The 22842-nt window shown below is 57.4% G+C and carries 23 protein-coding genes; 10 read left to right on the forward strand and 13 right to left on the reverse strand.

Features of this window, described 5'->3' with window-relative positions; all coding sequences use genetic code 11:
- The first annotated feature begins 17 nt into the window (after positions 1-17).
- Complete coding sequence (locus SLH49_RS17335) at positions 18-1829, forward strand: ABC-F family ATP-binding cassette domain-containing protein (RefSeq protein WP_320270405.1); 1812 nt, start codon at positions 18-20, stop codon at positions 1827-1829.
- Positions 1830-1922: 93 nt separating this feature from the next.
- Here SLH49_RS17335 and SLH49_RS17340 read toward each other — a convergent pair whose 3' ends face one another.
- Complete coding sequence (locus tag SLH49_RS17340) at positions 1923-2270, reverse strand: hypothetical protein (protein ID WP_320270406.1); 348 nt, start codon at positions 2268-2270, stop codon at positions 1923-1925.
- 342 nt (positions 2271-2612) lie between these two features.
- Positions 2613-3533, reverse strand: a complete 921-nt coding sequence (locus SLH49_RS17345) for a LysR family transcriptional regulator (protein WP_320270407.1) — start codon at positions 3531-3533, stop codon at positions 2613-2615.
- Here SLH49_RS17345 and SLH49_RS17350 point away from each other — a divergent pair.
- Positions 3521-4048, forward strand: coding sequence for a RidA family protein (locus SLH49_RS17350; protein WP_320270408.1), 528 nt, complete (start codon positions 3521-3523; stop codon positions 4046-4048). The genes SLH49_RS17345 and SLH49_RS17350 overlap by 13 nt on opposite strands.
- 102 nt (positions 4049-4150) lie before the next feature.
- Here the strand turns inward: SLH49_RS17350 and SLH49_RS17355 are convergent, their stop codons facing one another.
- The 4 genes from SLH49_RS17355 to SLH49_RS17370 all read right to left on the reverse strand — a co-directional run bounded on the left by SLH49_RS17355 (position 4151) and on the right by SLH49_RS17370 (position 8033).
- A complete protein-coding gene (locus SLH49_RS17355; protein WP_320270409.1) occupies positions 4151-4879 on the reverse strand; it encodes an SDR family oxidoreductase in 729 nt (242 codons plus the stop codon).
- Between the two features lie 348 nt (positions 4880-5227).
- Positions 5228-6058 (reverse strand): nucleoside triphosphate pyrophosphohydrolase, encoded by an 831-nt coding sequence (gene mazG, locus SLH49_RS17360; RefSeq protein ID WP_320270410.1) that lies wholly within the window; start codon positions 6056-6058, stop codon positions 5228-5230.
- An 85-nt stretch (positions 6059-6143) separates the two neighbouring features.
- Complete coding sequence (locus SLH49_RS17365) at positions 6144-6704, reverse strand: outer membrane protein (RefSeq protein WP_320270411.1); 561 nt, start codon at positions 6702-6704, stop codon at positions 6144-6146.
- A gap of 747 nt (positions 6705-7451) precedes the next feature.
- Positions 7452-8033: an outer membrane beta-barrel protein gene (locus SLH49_RS17370; RefSeq protein ID WP_320270412.1), complete on the reverse strand. Its 582-nt coding sequence runs from the start codon at positions 8031-8033 to the stop codon at positions 7452-7454.
- Positions 8034-8223: 190 nt separating this feature from the next.
- On the opposite strand from SLH49_RS17370, the gene SLH49_RS17375 reads away from it, so the two are divergent.
- Genes SLH49_RS17375 through speB (SLH49_RS17385) form a run of 3 tightly spaced genes read left to right on the forward strand, consistent with a single transcriptional unit; the run spans position 8224 to position 11332 of the window.
- Positions 8224-9381: a M20 aminoacylase family protein gene (locus SLH49_RS17375; protein WP_320270413.1), complete on the forward strand. Its 1158-nt coding sequence runs from the start codon at positions 8224-8226 to the stop codon at positions 9379-9381.
- Positions 9382-9422: 41 nt separating this feature from the next.
- Positions 9423-10391 carry an agmatinase gene (gene speB, locus SLH49_RS17380; protein ID WP_320270414.1) on the forward strand — a complete coding sequence of 323 codons (969 nt, stop codon included), beginning with the start codon at positions 9423-9425 and terminating at the stop codon, positions 10389-10391.
- On the forward strand, positions 10391-11332 hold the full coding sequence (speB, locus tag SLH49_RS17385) for an agmatinase (protein ID WP_320270415.1): 942 nt from the start codon (positions 10391-10393) through the stop codon (positions 11330-11332). The genes speB (SLH49_RS17380) and speB (SLH49_RS17385) overlap by 1 nt, the downstream gene beginning before the upstream one ends.
- On the opposite strand, the gene SLH49_RS17390 is transcribed toward speB (SLH49_RS17385), so the two are convergent.
- Entirely contained in the window at positions 11329-11613 is a 285-nt protein-coding gene (locus tag SLH49_RS17390) for an SH3 domain-containing protein (RefSeq protein ID WP_320270416.1), read from the reverse strand. The genes speB (SLH49_RS17385) and SLH49_RS17390 overlap by 4 nt on opposite strands.
- A gap of 128 nt (positions 11614-11741) precedes the next feature.
- On the opposite strand from SLH49_RS17390, the gene SLH49_RS17395 reads away from it, so the two are divergent.
- From SLH49_RS17395 to SLH49_RS17415, 5 genes are all read left to right on the forward strand, one after another.
- Positions 11742-12173, forward strand: a complete 432-nt coding sequence (locus tag SLH49_RS17395) for a DUF1499 domain-containing protein (protein WP_320270417.1) — start codon at positions 11742-11744, stop codon at positions 12171-12173.
- Positions 12174-12191: 18 nt separating this feature from the next.
- Entirely contained in the window at positions 12192-13247 is a 1056-nt protein-coding gene (prfA, locus tag SLH49_RS17400) for a peptide chain release factor 1 (protein WP_320270418.1), read from the forward strand.
- Positions 13244-14089, forward strand: coding sequence for a peptide chain release factor N(5)-glutamine methyltransferase (gene prmC, locus SLH49_RS17405; RefSeq protein WP_320270419.1), 846 nt, complete (start codon positions 13244-13246; stop codon positions 14087-14089). The genes prfA and prmC overlap by 4 nt, the downstream gene beginning before the upstream one ends.
- Before the next feature lie 208 nt (positions 14090-14297).
- Positions 14298-14831: a DUF4167 domain-containing protein gene (locus SLH49_RS17410; protein ID WP_320270420.1), complete on the forward strand. Its 534-nt coding sequence runs from the start codon at positions 14298-14300 to the stop codon at positions 14829-14831.
- Positions 14828-15412, forward strand: a complete 585-nt coding sequence (locus tag SLH49_RS17415; protein ID WP_320270421.1) for a DNA topology modulation protein FlaR — start codon at positions 14828-14830, stop codon at positions 15410-15412. Before SLH49_RS17410 ends, SLH49_RS17415 begins: the two co-directional genes overlap by 4 nt.
- Here SLH49_RS17415 and rsmA read toward each other — a convergent pair.
- Genes rsmA through lptF form a run of 6 tightly spaced genes read right to left on the reverse strand, consistent with a single transcriptional unit; the run spans position 15404 to position 22764 of the window.
- The gene (gene rsmA, locus SLH49_RS17420) at positions 15404-16264 is read right to left on the reverse strand and encodes a 16S rRNA (adenine(1518)-N(6)/adenine(1519)-N(6))-dimethyltransferase RsmA (RefSeq protein ID WP_320270422.1); all 861 of its coding nucleotides are present in this window, start codon (positions 16262-16264) and stop codon (positions 15404-15406) included. The two genes, SLH49_RS17415 and rsmA, sit on opposite strands and share 9 nt — an antisense overlap.
- Positions 16261-17226: a 4-hydroxythreonine-4-phosphate dehydrogenase PdxA gene (gene pdxA, locus SLH49_RS17425; RefSeq protein WP_320270423.1), complete on the reverse strand. Its 966-nt coding sequence runs from the start codon at positions 17224-17226 to the stop codon at positions 16261-16263. The genes rsmA and pdxA overlap by 4 nt, the downstream gene beginning before the upstream one ends.
- On the reverse strand, positions 17226-18446 hold the full coding sequence (locus tag SLH49_RS17430) for a peptidylprolyl isomerase (protein WP_320270424.1): 1221 nt from the start codon (positions 18444-18446) through the stop codon (positions 17226-17228). The genes pdxA and SLH49_RS17430 overlap by 1 nt, the downstream gene beginning before the upstream one ends.
- An 18-nt stretch (positions 18447-18464) precedes the next feature.
- Positions 18465-20564, reverse strand: a complete 2100-nt coding sequence (locus tag SLH49_RS17435) for an LPS-assembly protein LptD (RefSeq protein WP_320270425.1) — start codon at positions 20562-20564, stop codon at positions 18465-18467.
- On the reverse strand, positions 20564-21658 hold the full coding sequence (lptG, locus tag SLH49_RS17440; RefSeq protein WP_320270426.1) for an LPS export ABC transporter permease LptG: 1095 nt from the start codon (positions 21656-21658) through the stop codon (positions 20564-20566). The genes SLH49_RS17435 and lptG overlap by 1 nt, the downstream gene beginning before the upstream one ends.
- Positions 21655-22764, reverse strand: a complete 1110-nt coding sequence (lptF, locus tag SLH49_RS17445) for an LPS export ABC transporter permease LptF (protein WP_320270464.1) — start codon at positions 22762-22764, stop codon at positions 21655-21657. Before lptF ends, lptG begins: the two co-directional genes overlap by 4 nt.
- Positions 22765-22842 lie beyond the last annotated feature (78 nt).

The following is a 22842-nucleotide window of genomic DNA, read 5'->3' on the forward strand; positions in this document are numbered from 1 at the left end:
CGCACTAGCAGGCTGACATGGCACGTGCACCGTTACTCCAGCTTTCTGATATCGCGCTGACATTTGGCGGCGATCCTGTGTTCTCTAACCTGTCGCTTGTGGTGCAGCCGGGTGACCGCGTGGCACTGGTCGGGCGCAACGGGTCGGGCAAATCGACACTGATGAAGGTCATAGCCGGGCTGGTGGAGGCTGACAACGGCGCGCGTGTTTTGTCGCCGGGCGTGACGGCGGGCTACATGGAGCAGGACCCAACCATGGCTGGCTGCGCAACCCTTGGTGATTATGCGGCGAGTGGGCTGGGGCCGGAGGAGGCCTATAAGGTCGAAATGGTGGCCGAGGGGCTGAAGTTTGACCCTGCGGGCGACGTGGCCACAGCATCGGGCGGGGAGCGGCGCCGGGCGGCTTTGGCCAAGCTGATGGCCGAGGCCCCGGAACTGATGTTGCTTGATGAGCCGACCAACCATCTGGATATCGAAGCGATTGCCTGGCTGGAAAACGAACTGAAACAGACCCGCGCGGCCTTCGTTCTGATTTCCCACGACAGGGCGTTTTTGCGCGCCTTGACCCGCGCCACTCTGTGGATTGATCGCGGACAGGTGCGGCGGGCCGAGCAGGGTTTCGACCGTTTCGAGGAATGGCGCGACAAGATCTGGGAGGAAGAGGATCAGCAGCGCCACAAGCTGAACCGCAAGATCAAGGCCGAGGCGCGGTGGGCCGTTGAGGGGATTAGCGCCCGGCGTAAGCGCAATCAGGGCCGTGTGCGCGCCCTGCAGAACTTGCGTGCCGAACGGGCTGCGCAAATCAAGCGTCAGGGCACAGCTGCGATGGCGTTCGAGGGCGGGCCGGTGTCGGGGCGCAAGGTGATTGAGGCGGCGGGCCTTGCCAAAAGCTTCGACGGCAAGCCCATCGTGAAGGGCTTTGATTTGAATGTGCAGCGCGGCGACCGGGTCGCCTTTGTGGGGCCAAACGGCGTGGGAAAAACCACGTTGATCAAGATGTTGCTGGGGCAAGTTGATCCGGATGAAGGCCGTGTGAAGCTGGGGACCAATCTGGAGATTGCAGTCTTCGATCAGACCCGCGCGGCACTGAACCCCGACATGTCGTTGTGGGAGAACCTCGCCAACGATCCGGAAATCGGCGTCTCGGGCAAATCCGATCAGATCATGGTGCGCGGCGCGGCCAAACATGTAGTGGGCTATCTCAAGGAGTTCCTTTTTGACGAGGCACAGGCCCGCGCACCGGTCCGGTCGCTGTCAGGTGGTGAGAAAGCGCGGCTCTTGCTCGCGCGGCTTATGGCACGCGAAAGCAACCTGCTGGTGCTGGACGAACCGACAAATGATCTGGACGTCGAGACACTGGACCTGCTGCAGGACATTCTGGGCGACTATGAAGGCACGGTCCTGCTGGTCAGCCACGACAGGGATTTCCTGGATCGGGTTGCCACCACGACCGTGGCGATGGAAGGCAACGGGCAGGCGGTTGTCTACGCGGGTGGATGGACTGACTACCAAGCGCAGCGCACGTCGGACGCCTCAGATGCACCAGCCTCCACCAAACCTGTCATCAAAAAGGAAAAGGCGCCAGCGCAGAAAGCGGCGCCATCCGGCCTGTCGTTTACCGAAAAGCATCGTCTGGAGGAATTGCCCGACGTGATCGACCGGCTGACTGCAGAAATCGGCAAGCTCGAACAGCTGCTTTCCGACCCCGAGCTCTTCACGCGCGAGCCGGTAAAATTCCAGAAAGCCACCGACGCATTGATTGCCCGTCAAGAGTCCTTGTCTGATGCTGAGGATGAATGGCTAAAGCTGGAGGAAAGGGCGGCGGGGTAGCCGTTGCTCAAGGCGGGTAACGCGGAGGTTCAAACGCTCGTTTGCGCCTACACTACAAATCACCAGGATAGCCCAAAGGGCGAGCCCAAAAAACTATGAGCTGCTGCGCCAGATCGTGGCAAGTGTAATCGCATGCACCATCGCGATGAACACATTGCTCACAACGACCGGATTGCCAAAAGAGCCAACAGTAAGAGGCGTGGTTAGCTTGTAAAGCACTTGGACCAGCAAAAGCGCGATAACCAGCTTCGGGTCGCTAATGACGAGCAGTAGAGCTGAGACGAGCAGTATGGACAAGTAGACAGAAAGCAGGATGCTGCGCGCTTCTGACGGTGCGCCATAGGCCGATCCGACCCAATTGGCACTTGTCAGCAGGCCAAAGCAGACCGGGATGAGCACGCCGACGTTTAGGAGAAGTGAGAGTGTTATCATCGTTTGCATGAGCGGCTCCGTAAGCAGCGACATTATCAGGTACGAACCTGAGTTGTGGCTAGATCAGACCCGCTTTAATGGGACGACACGTGCGCTTAACAAAAATATCCGGGCATGTTGGTTGGACGCGGCGCAATGCGCAGATCTGCTTGGAGTCCACGTTTTCGGATGCCGCCCGCATGAACCGTGGCCAGTACAGGAGAGACTTGGCTTTGTGGCGCAACAAAATTTGGAATCTGCGCTCTCGTGCAAGTGATAACTACGCCTCAGCACAGCTTTGTGAGATCGCTGTCGCACGTGTTGTCGGCATAGCACCCAGCATGGTGGAAAAGACCTTCGCAGGGTCTCAGCTCATCTGTGCTGAAACCCTTTTTCGATACTGGCCATCTCCGAAACCAATAAATCAACGAAGTACCTCACGCGCGGTTGCAAGAATTTCTTGTGCGGATAGAGCGCAACAATTGGGACTTCTTCGCATACGACATTAGGCAATACCTGTAAAAGGCGACCGGCTATCAGGTCATCGTCCACCAAGACAGTTGGCAGCAGTGCAATCCCCATCCCCGCTAGGGCGGCGTCACGCAGGGCTTCGGCACTGTCCAGTCGTAAACGGACGTACCCAGGTGCATTGTTCCAGAGACCTGCTTCATCCCGTAAGGACCACATTTGACGTTTTCCAATACTCGAAAACTGCAGAAGGTGGTGCGTGCTGAGGTGGTCAATCGTTTTTGGCGGATCACGTCCTTCTAGATAGCCGGGAGATGCGCACATTACCGGCCTGTCCGTCATCAGTTTGCGTGAAATCAATGATGTGTCGGGGGAGCTCACACCAATTCGAATGGCTAGGTCAAACCCCTCCATTACGAGGTGAGCAATTGCATCAGAGAAACTGATCTCGCATCGAACTTTCGGCCACTCGCTTTGGAAGCGCTTCACAACCGGCAGGACAAGGCGGCGCCCCAACGCACCTGGTGCCGCGATCTTGAGGGTGCCAGCAGGAATCCCATGTAATCCTTCCATACTGGCGTCGGTGTCTGCAATCGCGACCTTAACGGCTTGCCCCTTATGATAAAGCCTTTGCCCTTCCTCGGTCACGCTGATCGCACGTGTGGTGCGGTTCAAAAGACGTACACCATATCTGTCCTCAAGCCGTGCTACCGCCTTTCCGGCGGTGGATCGGGAGAGGCCATTGATCTTGCCAGCCGCTGCGAAACTGCCAGCCTCCACGACAGACATAAAGACTAGGATATCGTTTACTTTTGAATCAGCCATTTTCCCAATTAGCGACCATAGATCGCCTCAGAAAAGAAAATCATGCGTCAATATTCTGGCGTATCTTCCGGGGCATCAAGCTAAAATGGGTCGTAAACATGCCAGACACACTCACGCGAATAAACCCGTCGACTTTGCCGGACACCGGCAGTTTAGGCTATTCTCAAATCTCCGTTGCCGATGCAGGCGCGTTAGCCTTTGTTTCTGGCCAGGTTGGCGCGGATGCTAAGACGTCTGAGGTGCCAGAAGGGCTTGAGCTGCAGATCAAGCAAGTGATCGAAAACCTCAACGCTGCATTGCATGCGATCAATGCGGGCCCGGAAGACATCGTCCAACTCCGGGTATACATGATTGACCTTAACCAAGACAGCATGGCCATCGCGATGCCTCCCTTGATGCGTTTCCTCAATGGTGCTAGACCAAGTCTGACAGGGGTTGGGGTCGCAGGACTTGCGGGCGCGGATCTGAAGGTCGAGATTGAAATGGTTGTTCAGGTTCCAGTCAAATCGAGTTGAGTATCTGCACTTAAATGCGCAGTTTGACCAAATACGAAGGTTGAACAGCATCGCTGTGAAATTCGTGGCCTAAATCGGTTCGCGCAAGGCTGGCCCGGATAGTCAGGGCATCCGCAATGCGCCGTCCAGCCGGATCGTTGTGCCGTTCAGGTAGTCGCATTCGACGATAAATCGTACCAAAGCCGCGAACTCCGCGGGGTCACCAAGACGCCGGGGAAAGGTCACATCTGCCGCCAAGCCCTCCATGACCTCTTGTCCCAACCCTTCGAGCATAGGTGTGCGGAAGATCCCCGGTGCAATGGCCATAACCCGAATCCCGTTGCGGGCGAGATCACGCGCCATCGGCAATGACAGACCGGCGATGCCTGCCTTTGAGGCGGCGTAAGCCGCCTGACCCTTTTGTCCGTCGAACGCCGCAATTGAGGCCGTATTGACGATAACGCTGCCCTCGTTCATTCGTTCTGCAGCCAGGCGAGCGACATTAAAGCTGCCTACGAGGTTGATATCGATTGTTCGCTTGAAACTGTCGAGCGCGTGCGGTCCGCCGCGGCCAAGCGTCTTTTCAGTCGTCGCGATGCCCGCGCAATTGGTCAAGGTGTTTAGCCCACCCATCGCGTCGTATGCTCTATCTAGCGCGTCAGCAGCGTTTCCCTCGTTCGTAACATCGACCTGAAAAAACGTGGCGCCGATCTCGGCAGCAAATGCCGCACCGTCGGGATTTTGATCGAAGATCGTGACCGTCGCACCTGCAGCGGTCAAGCCTTTCGCTGTCGCCGCGCCTAGCCCGGACGCTCCACCTGTGACAATGGCGCGGGATTGGGTGATGTCCATGTTGTCTCTTTCGTTGTTGGCACCTTGCCACTGCGCCGTTGTCCTCCAAAGCGCCGTACATAGGTCTTCGTTGTTCTAAGCCTGCTGATAACAGACACCCGGCTTAAGACCGCTAATCAATAAAGAATGCGACGGTTCCGGTAAACTCTATTGTGCCCTATCTTCGTCTGTCACCGCAGTATTCGATGCCTCAATACCGACCACCTCCTCGGCACTGCCGCCAAAAAATACCCGACAAGTCCGAAGTCGACGAGCACATATGGCGTGCATCGCCGCACTAGTCTCGAGCGGGTCTAACAGGGTTTGAGGTGCAAATCTGCATTGGTTACTTCCCGGACCGCGTGCGAGTCAGGTCGGTTCCCCCACCGTCTTTTCAGCCGCCTTGATCTCGCTCCAAAGGGCGTCCATCTCTGCAAGGTTGCTTTCAGCCGGGGTTTTTCCCCGTGTTGCAAGAGCATCTTCGACGGCCGAAAACCGGCGCTCAACCTTTGCATTCGTCCGGCGCAACGCAACCTCGGGATCAACATCAAGATGCCGGGCAAGATTGGCGAGCACGAATAGGAGATCGCCAAATTCGCTTTCCACGTCCTGCGGTTTCAACTGATCGCGTGCCTCGACCAGTTCCCGTGTTTCTTCCACGATTTTGTCGAGCACGCTTTCAGTCCGGTCCCAGTCAAAACCGACACGCGCCATTCGTTTTTGCAGTTTGACGGCGCGGGTCATGCCGGGCAAACCAATTGCGACACCGTCAAGGGTGCGCTTTTGCGCTTTTCCAGCGCGTTCGGCAGCCTTGATCTGCTCCCAGTCGGCGATTTGCTGGTCGGCAGATTTATCCCGGCTTTCACCGCCAAAGACATGTGGATGGCGGGCGATCATCTTGTCACTGATCGCCTTGACAACGCTATCAAAGGTGAAATAGCCAGCCTCGGCACCCATCTGGGTGTGATAGACAGTCTGCAACAGCAAATCGCCCAACTCGCCTTCAAGTTCCACCCAATCTGATCTGGCGATGGCATCGGCGACCTCGTAGGCCTCCTCGATCGTGTAGGGGGCAATGCTATCGAAATCCTGTTCGATATCCCAGGGACAGCCCGCATCTGGGTCCCGCAAGCGGCGCATGATTTCCAGAAGGCGCGGCATGCCACCGTCAGGATCGTGAATCAGTTCATCGTCCGTCATGGCACCTCTCGTCATTTGTGCCGACGCTAACCAAAGAAAAAAGCCGCGCCAAGAGGCGCGGCTTCTCAAATGCCATTGTGCGCGTTCAGAACTTAAGGGCGGCTCGGACAGAAAAAGTGTCGAGATCGAGATCTACTTCCGGATCTTCATCGTCGAAGGTTGTGCGCCTCGCCAGATACTCGGCACCGATCACGGCATTGTTCCCAAGGTCAAAGTCGGCGCCAACGCCAAAGTTGAAGCCGGTCGAATCTTCTTCGCCGTCGCTGATACGCGAAAACCCTGCAACCCCATAAAACAGGATGTTGTCGACCGCGAACCCAGCACGTCCTTTCAAGTCCAAGATATCAAGGTCGTCTGAGACGGTTTCACCAAGAATCTCCGCCTCAACATCGCTGGCTTGCGAAAAGGCAAGCTCACCACCAAACACAAAGTCATCATTTTGCACGTTGATGCCGCCGAAAATGCCGACACTTGTACTATCGTCTGCTTCGACGGAAGACGATGATCCCCCAACTTCCGAGGAAAACTCTGTGTTGGTGTTCGCACCGAGTATCAGGCCGGCATAAGCACCATTCCAATCAGCCAACGCATGTGTCGGTAGTGTGGTTGCAAGTGCTAACAAAACTGTTTTGAACCGATAAGTCATTGGGCATTCTCCAGAAGTGACTTTGTTAATGGCTGCTTCTCGGATATCGCTTCAGACGCAAAAAGCACTATGCTACCGAGTATTGCTCTGTTGTGTGTTGCCGCTGCGTCACATCTTCGTCCGAAATGCTGAGCGCTTTTCCGCCGTGATCAAGCAACGATGCAAAGTGCGCCGCGTGATTACTTGGCTCTGCACCGAAATTGAAACGATGCAGGATTGGCAAACCGCTCGATTGCGAAGTTCGTCTCGAACTGATCCTCCATCGCAACACGAGCGGCCAGATACTAGGTAGCAAGTCGTCCCTGACTCCTGAGGTGGCAATGTCACCGATGCCGGAATTGAAACTCTCACCGTGTCATCCTCTTCCTCTGCAGCGATATTGGCTGCAGACAAGTCAGCCGCTGCACAGATCAACCTATCGCGCAGATCATACCCGCCACTGGTTGCCTGATCGATCAACAGAGTATCAAAAAAAAGCACACGTTGCCGTCACTTCGGCCACGAAGTTTTCGCCGCGGAAATCACCCGTCCAGCACCAAACGCAAGATCGGTTTTTTACACCTCATGCCGGCCTATGAGGAAAGACAATGGTGTCACCCTAGATCCTGAAAGAAGCATCTTAATCGGTGTTCCGCGTCTGACTGCCACTCTTGCGAGGTTTATTCGCAGTCGGAAAAAATAGTTCGAAAGGCATCAACGAAAAAGGCCGCGCTAAAGGCGCGGCTCTTCGATTTCACGTAGTAGATTTCAGAATTTGAAAGCCGCGCGGAGGCTAACTGTATCTGCGTCAATATCGACATCACGATCTGTTGTGATGAAGCCCAAATCTACCTCAGCTTCGCCAGTTGTTTGCCGTGTCAGATACTCAACACCGATCATGAATTGATCGGCGACTTGGTATTCGAGCCCAGCGCCGAGCGCAAATCCAGCACCAGCAACATCAGTTATCGGACCCTCAACGCTCATTATAGAGCTACCGAACACGCCGTAAGCCATAATGCTACCTGCCGCGTAGCCAATGCGTGACTTCAAATCGATAATCGGTGATGCCAAGTTTTCGTCGCGATCTGAGTCCACTGGCGTGTCGTCAGCTGAAAGCAACTCGACCTCGAAACCAAATACCCAAGGCCCGTTTTGCGAGTTTCGACCGAAGAATCCTCCAAAAGTCGAGGCGTCATCGATGTCGCTGTCCGAAAAACCTTCGAGACCGAATTCACCGTTGCTCAGTTCACCGGTTGAAAGTCCGGCATACCAGCCATTCCAGTCCGCCGTCGCTGCTGTTGGCAGAGCGATCCCAGCAGTCAAAATGAGTGTTTTGATGAAAGACATCGTGTTCCTCTTTGAGTTGTCTCAATGCGCGCTGATTAACCAAGAGGACCCGCGACGACGACCTGCAAATCATGGCAATTTGAAGATGTGTTACACTTGCCACAGTTCTGCTGCCTGGTGCTCTATTCGGACACCTTGTCATGGTCGTTACAAGGCGGCATTCTTGCGTCGAAATCTTCAGGAATGATCCATGCCAGTTATCAACCGTATCGCCGACTTCACCTCTGATATGACGGCGTGGCGGCAGCACTTGCATGCGCATCCGGAGTTGCGCTTTGAGTGTTTTGAGACCGCTGCATTTGTGGTCGATCGTTTGCGCGAGTTTGGTGTTGATGAGATCCAAGAGGGTATCGCGACATCGGGCGTTGTCGCAATCATCAAGGGGTGTGCCGAGGGTCCCACCATCGGGCTGCGGGCCGATATGGATGCCCTGCCGATCGAGGAGGCAACCGGGCTTTCTTACGCATCGACCGTCAAGGGCAAGATGCATGCCTGCGGCCATGACGGCCATACCAGCATGCTTTTGGGGGCCGCGAAGTACCTTGCAGAGACACGGAACTTTGCGGGCCGTGTTGCCCTGATATTCCAACCGGCAGAAGAAAATGGCGGTGGCGCCGAGGTCATGGTCAATGAAGGTGTGATGGACCGCTTTGATATCAAAGAGGTTTACGCGCTCCACAATACGCCTGGCGCGCCATTGGGGAGCTTTTATACCACGCCGGGTCCGATCATGGCGGCTGTGGATTCGTTTGACATTCACATCACTGGCCGAGGTGGGCACGGGGCGATGCCGCATGAGACGGCGGACCCGATTGTGGCTGCCGTGGGCATCGTCAACGCGATCCAGACAATCGTCAGCCGCAACCATGCCACGCATGATGATCTGGTCGTCTCGGTCACGCAGATCCACACCGGCTCTGCTGATAACATCATCCCCGAAACAGCCTATATCAACGGGACGGTGCGCAGCTTTGATTCTGCGGTGCAGGGCATGGTGATGGCGCGTTTGGATGAGATTGTGGCGGGACATGCCGCTGCTTATCGGGTTCAGGCCGATCTGACCTATCAGGTGGGATATCCGGCAACGGTGAATGATCCTGACTGCACGACTTTTGCCGCCTCTGTCGCCCGCGACATTGCGGCGGATGTGGTGGATGATGCAGGCCGGGAAATGGGGGCTGAGGATTTTGCCTACATGCTCAATGCGCGTCCGGGCGCCTACCTTTTTGTCGGCAATGGTGACACGGCGGGATTGCATCATCCGGCCTACGATTTTGATGACAGGGCGGCGCCATTCGGGGCATCTTTCTTTGCGCGTCTGGTTGAGAAGGCTTTGCCAGTTGCCTGACCTCATTGCCGTCGTGATTGGCCCAATTAAGGGATGGCGCAATGACGCTTGATAAGGCTCGGGAGGAGGTTGACGCCGCGATCACGCGGAAGGACCCGCGTGGGCTGGCGTTCGAAAACGCCTTTGGTGGTGTCACCTCTTTTCTGCGTCGGACCTACACGAAGGACCTCACCGGGTTTGATCTGGCCGTCACCGGTGTGCCATTCGACCAGGCCGTCACCCACCGGCCCGGCACGCGGTTCGGGCCACGTGCCATCCGCGAGGCCTCGACTTTGCAGACCTTCGATCCGCCCTATGGTTGGGATGGCTTTGATCCGTTAACTGAGTTTTCCATCGCGGATTACGGCGATCTGGCCTTTGACTATGCGGATATCGCCAGCGTGCCAGAGCTGCTGCAGGCGCATACCGCGGGCATTTTGCGGCAGGGTTGTGGAACGATCACACTTGGCGGAGACCATTTCATAACACTGCCCATCCTGCGCGCCTATGCTGAAAAGTACGGACCAATGTCGGTGATCCAGTTTGACGCTCATTCTGACCTTTGGCCTGATGACGACATGGAGCGCATCGACCACGGCACGATGATGTATAAGGCGGTGAAGCTGGGCGTCGTGGATGTCAGCCGCTCCGTCCAGATCGGTATTCGGACCGAGTGTCCGGACTATCTGGGCATCCAGTACATCGATGCGCGGACCTGCCATGAATTGGGCAGTTCTTACGTTGTGGACCGGGTGAAGGCGATTGTTGGGGATAACCCTACCTATGTGACCTTCGATATCGATGCTCTGGATCCGGCTTTTGCACCCGGCACCGGCACACCTGTTTGGGGTGGGTTGGCAAGCTGGCAGGCCGCTGCGATGCTGCGTGATCTCGCGGGGATCAATATGGTCGGCGGGGACGTGGTCGAGGTCTCGCCGCCCTATGACACGACGGGTGCGACGGCCATTGCGGGCGCGCATGTGGCGATGGAGCTTTGCTGCCTTGCGCTCTGGAACAAAAGGAAAAAGTGATGCCGAACATGCCCATTTCCGGTAATGATCTGGCGCGCTTTTCCGGGCCGCAGACATTCATGCGGTTGCCTGAAGCAAGTTCACCTGAAGGCTTGGATGTGGGCTTTATCGGCATTCCGATGGATATCGGCACGTCCTGGCGCTCCGGTACGCGGATGGGGCCAAAGCAGTTGCGCGAGCAATCGGCGATGATCCGGCCATATAATATCCAGACCGGGGCGGCACCTTTTGATGCCTTGCAATGCGCCGATCTGGGTGACGTGGCGATCAATACGTTTTCGCTGAGCGACAGTATCCGTATAATTACAGAGACTTATGCGGCACATCTGAACCGTGACTTTGTGCCAATGACCCTCGGTGGCGATCATACGCTGACCCTGCCTATCTTGCGCGCGGTGGCGGCAAAACACGGTCCGCTGGCGCTGGTCCATGTTGACGCCCATGCGGATGTGAATGATGAGATGTTTGGCGAACGCGAGACCCATGGCACCGTGTTCCGGCGCGCCTATGAGGAGGGGCTCATCACCGCTAACAAGGTCTTTCAGATCGGGCTGCGCGGCACGGGCTATACGGCGGATGACTTTACCGAAGCGGCTGCGTGGGGCTTCAACCAATTCCTCGCGCCCGATTTGTGGCACAAGTCTATGACGCCCTTGGCCGCTGATATCAAAGCGAAAATCAGCGATCAGCCGTGTTACATCACCTATGATATCGACAGCCTGGACCCCGCCTTTGCCCCCGGAACCGGCACGCCAGAGATCGGCGGGCTGACAACGCCACAAGCGATGGAACTGATCCGGGGCTTGCGGGGTCTCAACATCGTGGGCTGTGATCTGGTCGAGGTCTCGCCCCCTTACGATCCGTCCGGCAATACGGCCCTGACCGGCGCGAACCTGATGTTCGAGATGTTGTCGATCTTGCCGGGCGTGCCGTATCGTTAACGGTCTTCGAGATAATCGGCTGAGACGTAGCCTGTGACCGAAGGACTGTCGGCCAAGGACACCTCACACCAACGCTGCCCCACCTCTGTCACGCATTGACGTTGGTTCAACACCGTGCCGTCCGGCAGACCCATAATGATGTTGAACCCCAGACTAGGGCCTGAACGGAGCTTGAGCAGATCATCTCCGGCGCCAGTCACGACAACCTGATTTGTGCCGATGGGAGTGCAACCTGCCGCCGCAGCAAGAGCCAAGAAAGTGCAGAGAAGAGCACGCGCCATGTATCACCTTTTTCTCCTGCGTAGCGCGGCATGTGCGCAAAGCCCAGCCCGGAATGGTTTGCGCTGGTAGCCCCGGCCCAGAATGCGTACATAACGGCAACACCGCTCATCAAGGGAATGGCTGATCCATGCGCTTTCTGACTGTGCTTATCGTTCTCGTTCTGGCGCTCATGGCCTATATCCGGCTCGCCCCAACGAACGCCGAGAAATGGCACGCCTTGCCTGATGTGAACGAGCCCGGCGATACGCGGGAAGAGGGCGGTTTTTTGGCCGTGCGCCGTATCGCAGCACCTGCTGATGAGGTGCTAACGGCGGTCGAGCAGCGCGCCTTGGCCACGCCACGCACGCGCCTACTGCGGGGCAACGTGGCGGAAGGGATGATCACGTTCCAGACCCGCTCCCTGATCTGGGGCTTTCCGGATCATACGACAGTGGCGGTGCAGGGGGATTTGCTGGTGATCTATGGCCGGTTGCGCTTTGGCCGGTCTGATTTGGGTGTGAACAAGGCGCGGATCGAAGGCTGGCTCGAAACGCTTGGCCCCTTGACCGCACCTTTGTGATCGGCCAATCCGAGCGTCATGATTGCAGCCGACCGCATTGAACAACTGATCGACCGTTTCCAGTTTCTGGAGGCGAAGATGGCCGATGGTGCCGCGGGCGCGGATATTGCCGCCTTGGGCAAGGAATACGCCGAACTGCGCCCGGTAGTTGAGACGGTGACGGCCTACAAAGACCTGATCGGCCAGATCGCGGATGCTGAGGCGATGCTGTCGGACCCGGAAATGAAGGAGTTGGCCGAAGCGGAGCTGCCGGAGCTGAAGGCGCAGCTTGAAGCGTCTGAACATGAAGTGCAATTGGCGCTGTTGCCGAAAGATGCCGCGGATGCGCGTCCCGCGCTTTTGGAGATCAGGCCGGGCACGGGCGGCGATGAGGCGTCGCTGTTTGCCGGAGATTTGCTCCGGATGTATCAGCGCTATGCCGAAGGGCAGGGCTGGAAGTTCGAGATCCTTGAGGAAAGCCAGACCGAGCTGGGCGGGATCAAGGAAGTTGTGGCGCGGATCGCGGGTGACGGTGTTTTTGCGAAGATGAAGTTCGAAAGCGGTGTGCACCGTGTGCAGCGCGTGCCTGAGACGGAAAGCGGCGGGCGCATTCACACCTCTGCCGCGACGGTCGCTGTGCTGCCAGAGGCGCAGGACGTGGATATTGAGATCAATCCGGCGGATATTCGCATCGACACGATGCGCGCGTCGGGGTCCGGCGGGCAGCACGTGAACACGACCGACTCGGCGGTGCGCATCCTGCATGAGCCGACGGGGATCATCGTTGTCAGTTCCGAGAAGTCGCAGCACCGCAACCGTGAGATTGCGATGCAGGTGCTGAAAACGCGGCTGTTTGATCTGGAGCGGCAGAAGGCGGCGGATGAACGCTCTGCCGACCGGAAGGCGCAGGTCGGGTCGGGTGACCGGTCCGAACGCATTCGTACCTATAACTTCCCGCAGGGGCGGATGACCGATCACCGGATCAACCTGACGCTGTATTCGCTGGGGCAGGTGATGCAGGGCGATCTGGATGAAATCATCGCGGCCCTGCAAGCGGACGCGCAGGCGACGCTGCTGGCGGAGATGGGTGGGTGACAACGGTTCGCGAAGGTTTGCGCGAGCTTACGATGCATTTGCAACGCGACTATATCCCTGATGCAGGTAAAGAGGCGCGCCTATTGCTCGGCCATGTGCTTGGCCTACCAAGTCACAGGTTGCGTTTGCATGAAGCAGATCCCCTCGATCAGAAGAAATTGATGCATGCGATGGACTTGGCTGGGCGTCGCGGTGTCGGTGAACCAATGAGTCACTTGCTGGGCAGCCGCTGCTTTTACGGACGCGACTTTCTGGTAAACCGCACAGTGCTTGATCCTCGTCCAGAAACAGAATGCCTGATCGCGGAAGCGTTGAAAGAAGACTTCTCTGATCTCCTCGATCTTGGCACCGGAAGCGGCGCAATCGCAATCACACTTTTGGCAGAAAGGCTGGATGCTGTTGGTCTTGCGACGGATGTTTCAGAGCTTGCCCTGGGCGTTGCGCAACACAATGCACAGGTGCATGGCGTTGCTGAGCGCCTTGGAACTGAGCAGTCCGACTGGTTTGATGCGGTCGGAGGTATTTTCGACCTGATTGTGTCCAACCCCCCTTACATCGCTGCCGAAGAGATGAATGAGTTGCAGAACACCGTGATCGAGTATGAACCGCGCATTGCCCTGACAGATGAGGCGGACGGACTTTCGGCTTATCGCAAGATCACCTCAGGCGCCCCCGACCATTTGCGGCCCGCTGGGCGGTTGATCGTGGAGATTGGACCGACGCAGGCGCAGGCGGTCGCTGCAATGATGGCCGCCGCCGGATTTGAGGGCATTTCTGTGATTCCCGACCTCGATGGCCGCGACCGGGTTGTAGTAGGGTATCTTCCGCAAGCAGGCGTTTAAACGGGCCATAAGCTGTAAAATCCAAACTTTATGCAGTTTTTGCTTGTCTTGCCCCCATTCAAATGCTTATTCAAACGTATCGGCGGGTTGAGAACCTTTCCGGACCTCTCCCCGATCAGTCGCCAGAACATTGCAAGGCCAGATCATTTCAGACGCGCAAGAGGCGCGCACGGGCCAGCGTCACGACAGCTAAAGGCTAAACTTACTTATGAGATCATCGAAGTCACGGTCGCGGAATAAGAACCGCAATAACCGCCCGTCAGGTGGCAACATCATCAATCGGGTGTTTGACAGCCAGGGTCCCGATGGCAAGGTGCGCGGCACACCGCAACAGATTATAGAGAAATACAATCAGCTGCATCGTGACGCCGTGTTGTCTGGCGACCGTGTGGATGCAGAGAATTATGCGCAGCACGCCGAGCACTATACACGGCTTTTGGCAGAGGCGCAGCGCGAGGTCGAGGCGAAGCGCGAAGAGCAGGAAGAACAGAACCGCCAGCGCCAAGCCGAGCGTGATCGTGAGCGTCAGGAGCGTCTGAAAGCGCAAGAGGCGGCGGCGAATGATCCGGCCTCGATGGAACAGCCTGATGTGGCCGAGCCACAGGATTCCGGGCTGGTTGAGACACCCGAGGAAAAACCAAAGCGTCCACGCCGTCCGCGAAAACCGCGTAATCCCGAGGGTGGGGGCGATGCGCCGAAACCAGCGCCGGATGACGGGGTGGCCCCGGAGGCCGCCGAATGAACACAAAGCCCTCCGATTTCGGGGGGCTTTGTTTTTTGGACATCGAAGAAGTGTCCGGCACGATGCTGGACCGCCTTGTGATCGTGGGTGCAAATGGCGCGGGCAAGACCTGGTTGGCGCAGCATCTGGGAACGGCACTTGATGCATCCGTCATTCACAAAGATGCGCTGGCCTTGATGTCGGGTTGGCGCCAACGGCCGAGGAGCGAGGTGCAAGCCGCGCTTTGCAGAGCGGTGCAGGAAGACCGATGGATACTTGATGGTGGGCCGTCAATTCTCGGAGGGCCGGTCCTTGCGTGCGCCACATTAGTCATCTGGCTGGATGTGCCCGATCCTTTGCGCGCCTGGCGGGTGTTTTCTCGTAGCGTACATTATTTCGGGCGCGTGCGCCCTGAACATCCGACGGGAAATCGTGATTGGCCTGGCCCGCGACAAATGCGGTTCTTGTGGCGGGCCCTGACCGGCGGCGCGTCGTTTCGGCGTGCCATTGTCGGTGCATTGGCCGATACCGACATACCCGTTCTACGCCTTACAAAGAGGGCTGAGATACGCGTGTTTCTGCAGCAGTTAGCGCTACGATGAGGTCCGGGACGAAGCCGCGCTCAGACTGCGGGCGAGGGCGCAGAAGGCCTCAAGTGAGACTTGCTCGGCCCGCTCGGTCGGCGGAATGCCCGCGGCGTGCAGATGATCCTCAATCGCTGGGCCAAGCGATTTGAGTGCGGAGCGTAGCATCTTGCGGCGTTGATTGAAGGCCGCGGCAACAACCTTGTTGAGCATCGCCGCATCTGCCGGGTAACGCGGGGCGGGCAGGGCGGTGAGCTGTACGACAGCGGAATGGACCTTGGGCGGCGGGCTGAATGCCTCTGGCGGCAGTGTCATGACTATGCTCACGTCGCTCCGCCATTGAGCAAGGAGTGCGAGACGCCCATAGGCTTTGCTGCCCGGCTCTGCCACGATCCGTTCGGCCACCTCGCGCTGGAACATCAGCGTCAGGCTCGTCCAGAAAGGCGGCCAGTCTTGTGGCGTGAGCCAGCGCACCAGTAATTCGGTTCCAACATTATAGGGCAGGTTGGCGGCGACCTTGATCGGGGGCGTCAGGTGCTCGAGCGGGTCGATCTCAAGTGCATCACCATTGATCGTTGCGAGCCGCCCCTGATAGGCCGCTGCGATCTCGGCCAATGCTGGCATGCAGCGAGGGTCTTTTTCCACCGCAAGAACGCGTCGTGCGCCTTCGGCAAGCAGCCCCCGCGTCAGACCGCCGGGGCCAGGGCCAACCTCAAGCACGTCAGCTTGCGTTAGATCCCCGGCCAGTCGCGCAATCTTGGCCGTGAGGTTGAGATCAAGCAGGAAGTTCTGACCCAGCGATTTCCTTGCAACCAGATCGTGCGTTGCGATCACCTCGCGCAAGGGAGGCAGGGTGTCGATGCCGCTCATCCCCGTTGCGTGACCATTTGCGCGGCGGTCCTGATGGCCGCGATCATGGATGTGGCGTCAGCCTTGCCTTTGCCCGCAATATCAAACGCAGTGCCGTGATCGGGCGAGGTGCGGATGAAAGGCAGGCCAAGCGTGATATTCACGCCACCCGAAAAATCCAGCGTCTTGATGGGGATCAGGGCCTGATCGTGATACATGCAAACGGCCACGTCATAGCGTGCGCGCGCATTTGGGTGAAACATCGTGTCAGCGGACATCGGCCCGATGATCTCAAGACCCTCACTGCGTAAGGCGTCCAGCGTGGGGGTGATCACCTCGATCTCTTCCCGCCCCATTTTGCCATCCTCACCCGCGTGCGGGTTCAGACCTGCTACTGCAATGCGTGGCCTGTCGATCCCGAAATCGCGCCGCAAGGCCGCGTGGGTAATCAGAAGCGTATCTGTCAGCAGGCGCGCACTGAGTTGTGCAGGAACATCGACGAGCGGAATGTGGATCGTAGTTGGCACCACGCGCAGGTCTTCGCTGGCCAGCATCATCACCACCCGGTCAACGCCTGCAAGTGCGGCGAGATACTCGGTGTGGCCCGGATAGGCGAAATCGGCCCCGTCCATCAATGCGGCCTTGTGAATGGGCGCCGTGCAAAGGGCACTCGCGATGCCGTCAGTCACCAGATCGACGCTAGTCGCAATCGCCGCGATGACGTGTGCGGCATGGCGTGGATTGGGGGTGCCGGGTGTTGCTGACGCGCCGAAGTCTTCTGCAAGAACGGGCAAAGCATGGCGGCTGATCTGTGCGATATCGTCCTCGCGGCCCACCAACTGGATTGGCAGATCAGGCGGCAGATGCGTGGGATCCCCGATCCAGAGAAGCGGGATATCGCCGTGCAGACGTTTCCATGCAGAGGCGGCGATCTCTGGCCCGATACCTGCCGGTTCGCCGCAACTGATTGCGATAGGTTTCATCAGTTGCGGATGACGGCCGAGGCGCGCAAATCCTGCAGCAGCGCATCCGCCAGAGCAGTAAGACGCTGACTGCGGATCTGGTTGCGTACAGTATCGGGATTGGCACTGCCTTGGCCTGCATTTACGCGGTCGCACAACATCAGAAACACCAGCGTGTTCCCGTTGTTGCGGGTCAGGTTTGTGGAGACCTCGTTGCGGTCGAGTCGCGCAAGCTCAAGTGCGATATCGCTGGCGATGTCGGTGGGGGGAAGTGAGACGCGGTCGAGCACTTCGGCGGGCTGCCCGCGCGCCACGCCATAAAGGTCGTCGCAAGTGTCTACGCGGTTGCGAATCTGTGCGGCAGTACGCAATGCGCCCTCGGACCGCCCGCCCGGGATGTAATAGGCCGCATAATCAATGCTGACCGGCGGGGTGACCGGCAGCACCGCTTCGCGTGTGCCGCGCAGCTGAAACAGCGCGATGCCGTTGGTGATCGGTAGAGGCTCCGTCACTTCACCCGGCTCCAAATCAAGGATGACCGCCCGGATCTGCGGCGGATAATTCGTGATCGGCAGCCAGCCCAACCGCCCGCCATTGTCGCGTGATGGCAGGGCAGAGACCTGACGTGCTGCATCTTCAAACTCCGCAAAGGTTCGGAAATCAGAGATTATTTCGGCTACTTCCTGTGCACGCGCTGCCCGGTCAGGCGGTGCCGCGATGATGATTTCATTCAGCAGGACTTGTAGTTCGGTTGTCGCGCCGCTTTGCGCCGCAATGGCGCGTTCGACATCAGCATCCGTCACATTGACCTGCCGTCCGAACCGCGCGCGGATGTATTGACGCCAGCTCACACCTACTTCGACAAAGTCGCGCAGTGTCTGCGGTTGCACGCCGTTTTGGGCAAGAACGCGCTGGAATTGTGGAAGGGAAAGATTGCCCCTTTGCGCGAACGCCTCCAACTCAGTTTGCAACGCCTCTTCGGAGATGGCCAAGCCGACACGCTCCATTTCCTGTTGTTTGAGCCGATCCTCAATCAGGCCAGTACGGGCGGCCTCATTCAGGTCACCGCTGGTGTTAAACACGTCCAGAAGACGGATACGCTGCGACAGCTCAAACTGTGTGATCACCCGGTCATTGACAGTGATTACGGTTGTCAGCTGTCCTTGGGCGAGCCCTGTCGATGCAAGACCGGTCGCCGCCGCAATTGCTAGAAGCGCAGCCCTGAAACCAAACGCACGCATGCTGTCTTTCGTCCTTTGCTAATTCCGACAGGTTCCCGCCGCGGCACCCCCGGCGCGCCCTGTCGAAAACCCGATTATGGCGCCACTTAACTGGTAATCGGTGGTGGGTTCAACTGTATCTGAAGAGGTGAACCTGCGCGAGGCGGAAACGTTTATTCTCACGCATTCATTGCGCCATTCCACGCCCACGCCGCTCCGAACAGGACGATCGGCCGCAATATCGTAGCGCGCATCAAGTTCGAGTGACCACGCTGTACTCAGGTCGAAATCAGCGTCAAATGTCCATTCCGAGATTGTCTCGGGGCGGTCTTCTCCAATGTCAGAGCTTTGCCAGATATATGACGCATCCAACGCGATCTTGCTGTTGCGCCAAGTGATACGCGCGTCGGCCCTGTTCAGCCCGCTTCTGTCATCTACAAGACCCCTTGCATCAAGGAGAAAGCCGCCGGGGATAATCAATTGCCCGCCAACAAGCCAGTCTGATTGCAGCTCCTCCAGACCAGAAGACTGCGTGAATTCTGCCTCTTCCTCGCTACGCCAGACTCGCCCGAATGAAAGAGTAGAGGTGGTGCCTATCCGCCCAATGCGAGTCCAATTGAGCCCGGCAGCGATCTGACTGCCAGTCTCTGTAATGTCGTCACCCGCAAAACGTGACAGATCGAACAGGTTTCCGGTATCGAGTTCGCTGCGAGTGCTATCCTCATTAGGTGGCTTACCGCCAAAGCTTTCGGACCACGCCATGCTGATCGTAGGTTCAATCAATTGTTGGATACCCGTTGCGCCGACACGGGCCAAGGGCCAGCGCAGAGTAGCAGTAGCGCCGGGCAAGACGCGCACATCAGTGTCGGGGAAGTCCGTATCATCAGCCACCTTATATAGATCACCGCGTAGATTGGTCTGAAAAGTGCCGACCAAGCCCGCGGGCAGGATCCAGCTATCCTGCCATCGCGCGCCGAGGCCCGCGCGCACCACATCCCGGCCTTCCGCGCCATCTGTGTCGCTAAACCTGTAGGCGACATCAGCGCTGCCATCAAAAGTCAATATGCCACCGAAGGCAGGTTGGCTGCGCCTTTGATAACGTGCATCGGCAATGAGCGGTGGCAACGAGTCGTTCACCTCATCATCTCGCAAGGTTTGATAGTAGGTCAGCCGTGTCTGGGCGAGCGTTGCACCGGTAACGCGCAGAAGACCAACCGCACTGTCGAGCCTGTCCTTGGACGAGTAACCGTAGTTTTGCAGATAGGCGCGGTCGCTGACCGCCTCAATGTCAAAGCTGAGCTGCACGTCATTGGGTAAATCAAACGTTCCTTCAGCAAAAATGTAAGAGCGGTTATCGTCTCGAAGCGTATCATCACTCACCGCAGCTTCTGCGCGGACCCGTCCGCGAACAAAGGCCTGCCGATAGATCAGCTCCAAGGTACGTGTTTCTGGCGATACGTAAGGCGTCACTGTAATGTCCGCGTGATCACCAAGCGTTATGAAATAGGGCACCTTAACTCCAGTGCCAAGCTGAGTGGTATTGCGTTGTTCGGGTTCCAGAAAGCCGGTGGCGCGGTCAAGCGACGGGTCAGGGAGGCGCATGCGGGGCACCCAGAAAATCGGTACCCCCCTCACGCGAAATGTCGCATTGGTGAAGTAAAGTAGCTGTTCCTGTTGGTCATGGATCACCCGCTCTGCCCGGATTTCCCACAAAGGCGGACGATTACCGCATACCTGACAGGATGTTGCCGCTGATTTGTAAAGTTGTGAGTAGCGGCCTTCGCGCTGGTCGATCTGGTTAGCGACAAGCTGCAATTGCTGATCAAGAACGATCCGAGCGCCTTGTAGGATACCGTTTTCGAGCCGCGGATCAAGCGTGCCTTGATCTGCGGTCAGCACCGTGCCATCGGCAGTTCTAATCACGATTGGCCCCGTGATCTCAAGCCGGTCCGTGGTTTGATCATAGACGATTTGCTGGGCACTCATCCGATCCCCGAGATAGAGTACCTCAATACTGCCTGTCGCGACCAGTTGCCCTTGATCATTCACAGTGACGCGATCAGCGACGAGCGTTGCGGCCCCCTGTGCGATGGTCGTGCAGGGCCAGATCAAACAGACCGCCAGCCAAAGCCACCGCATCAGCCGTCCTCATTATGCAGAAGTATGCCGAAGGAGAGGCTCATGGCCGCAAGAGGGGGGGCCCAAGCGGCCAAAATCGCAGGCAATTGGCCGTTCTCGCCCAGCACAAGCGCGAAATTGCGGATAAAGTAGATCACGAAGGCCAGAAGGATCGCAAACAATACCATCAAGCCAGTGCGTCCACCGCGCTGATGGCGCAAGGTAAAGCTCGCGCCGATCATTACCATTGAGACCAGAAAGGCGGGCAGCGCCAGTTCCGTATGAAACCACACCAGATGACGTTGTGCGGAAAAGCCTGCGCTTTGCAATCGTGCAATAAACGCTGGCAATTCCCAGATCGGGATCGAGGATGGCGTGCCGAAACTGTCTCGGATCTGATCGGGTGTCAGGCTCGATGGGATGGCCAGTGTATCCTGCAACACAGCAGTGGCCTCCGGTACGTTGTTGTTTCCGAACCGCCAGTTCTTGGCAGTGGTCAATTGCCATGCACCAGATACCAACGTTGCCATTTCGGCATTTACACGCTGCACAGGTTGGCCCTCAGGCGAGAAGGTTATGAATGTCACATCGGATAGGATGGTTCCGTCAAGATTTGCGCTCTGAGCACGGATGACGGTTTGGCCTTCCGCACTGCCTTGGCGCAGCCACAGCCCCGATGAACCAATCGACACAACCGAGCTATCACCGCGCAGTGCGCCGCTACGCAACTCATATGCTTTTGATGTACTAGCGACGATCGGGTTCAGCACACCAACCGCCAATCCGCCAAGGCAAAGTGCCACGATTAGCGGCGCGGTCAGCGCCCGTATGGCAGACCGCCCCGCTGCCCGCGTCACCACCATCTCTGAGGAGCGCGAAAGACTGAGAAAAAGCGCAATGGTTGCGAGGATCATGATCAAAGGCAGGATCTGATAAACGCCCTGTGGGATGTTCAGCAGAGAAAGGGTGACGATCTCGACCATCGTGGCGTCAGACCTGCCATGACGGCGAAACTGCTCGGTCAGGTCGATGAAGATCATGATGAGAAAGAAAACCGCAAAGACCCCCATGAAGGTCATCAGAAAACGTCGCGCGAAGTAGCGATGCAAGATCATGAGAAAGTGATGTCCCGCGCCCGGCGCTTGAACAGGTTTGGCCGACTGGCCCAAAATAGTAGGAACCATACAATCACGAAGCCTGCAACGCTTGGCAAATAAGTGGCAAACCACAGATTTGAATCACTGCGCGCAGCGTTCAAACCCGCAGACTCAATTCCTTTGATCAACACAATCAAAAAAATTGCCGCGATAATCTGCCGCCAGACGCCAAAGCGACTGAAATTCCCTATCAGCAGGGTCGCAAAGCCAAGAAGAGCAGCCACCGTACCCAGTAAGGCCTGATTAAACCTGTCATGCCCGCGCGATAGAAGAGTGGCCGTTTCCTCGCGAGTCGCAGCTTTGATCTCCGGCGTTGGGTTCAAGAGTTGCCATGTTGAAAGGTGGCTTGAGCGCAGTCTTGCGCTGCTTGTGCTGTTGATTAGACTGCCCACATTGTATGCGAAATCCGCAAACTCCGTAGTGGACAAACGATCATCCTCAAGCCGCAGGCTTTGCACCATCCCGTCAATCATAACCAATTGTGTGTCGTCGCCGTCCTGCACCAAATAGGCGCGCGAAGCGGTATAGGTTGTGTGCTCAACTTCGCTGCGCGTATCTGACAAAAAGATGTCCTGCAATTCACCCGCCGGTGAGATCGCACGGATGTAGAAAGTTACACCCCTTGCTGGTTCAATGAACTGGCCTTCGGTCAGTAGTCGGGCTGTGACGCTCTGCGAGATTTCGGCGAGGCGCTGATCATATTGTGCGCGGCTCATGGGAACCAGGAAATGCATCAGGAGAGACATCAGTGCCGCAACTATCAGTCCGAAGTAGAGGACCGGCCGGGCCAGTCGAAAGGCAGAGTAGCCGGTGGCCTGCACCACGACCAACTCCGATTCCGTTGTCATCCTGTTGGTCACGTAAACCGCCGCTGCGAAAGCCGCCAAAGGCAGGGCAAGCCGCATCACGCTAGGCAGTGTAAGGGCCGTGAACTCCAGAAAGACAGTGGCGGATTGCCCGTCGGCGATCAATTGGTCGAACAGAACAACCGCCCGATTGATCCAGTAGATCAGCACCAGAACAAGGCTAAAAAACCCGAACAGCACCATCAGTTGCGACAGCATATATCTGTCAAATCGCGCCAATGAACTGTCCTTTGTTTGTGTGTCCTGCCTTCTTGCAGCGCAGGCTATCTCATTGGT

The organism is Cognatiyoonia sp. IB215446, assembly GCF_033963825.1.
Classification (GTDB): Bacteria; Pseudomonadota; Alphaproteobacteria; order Rhodobacterales; family Rhodobacteraceae; genus Yoonia.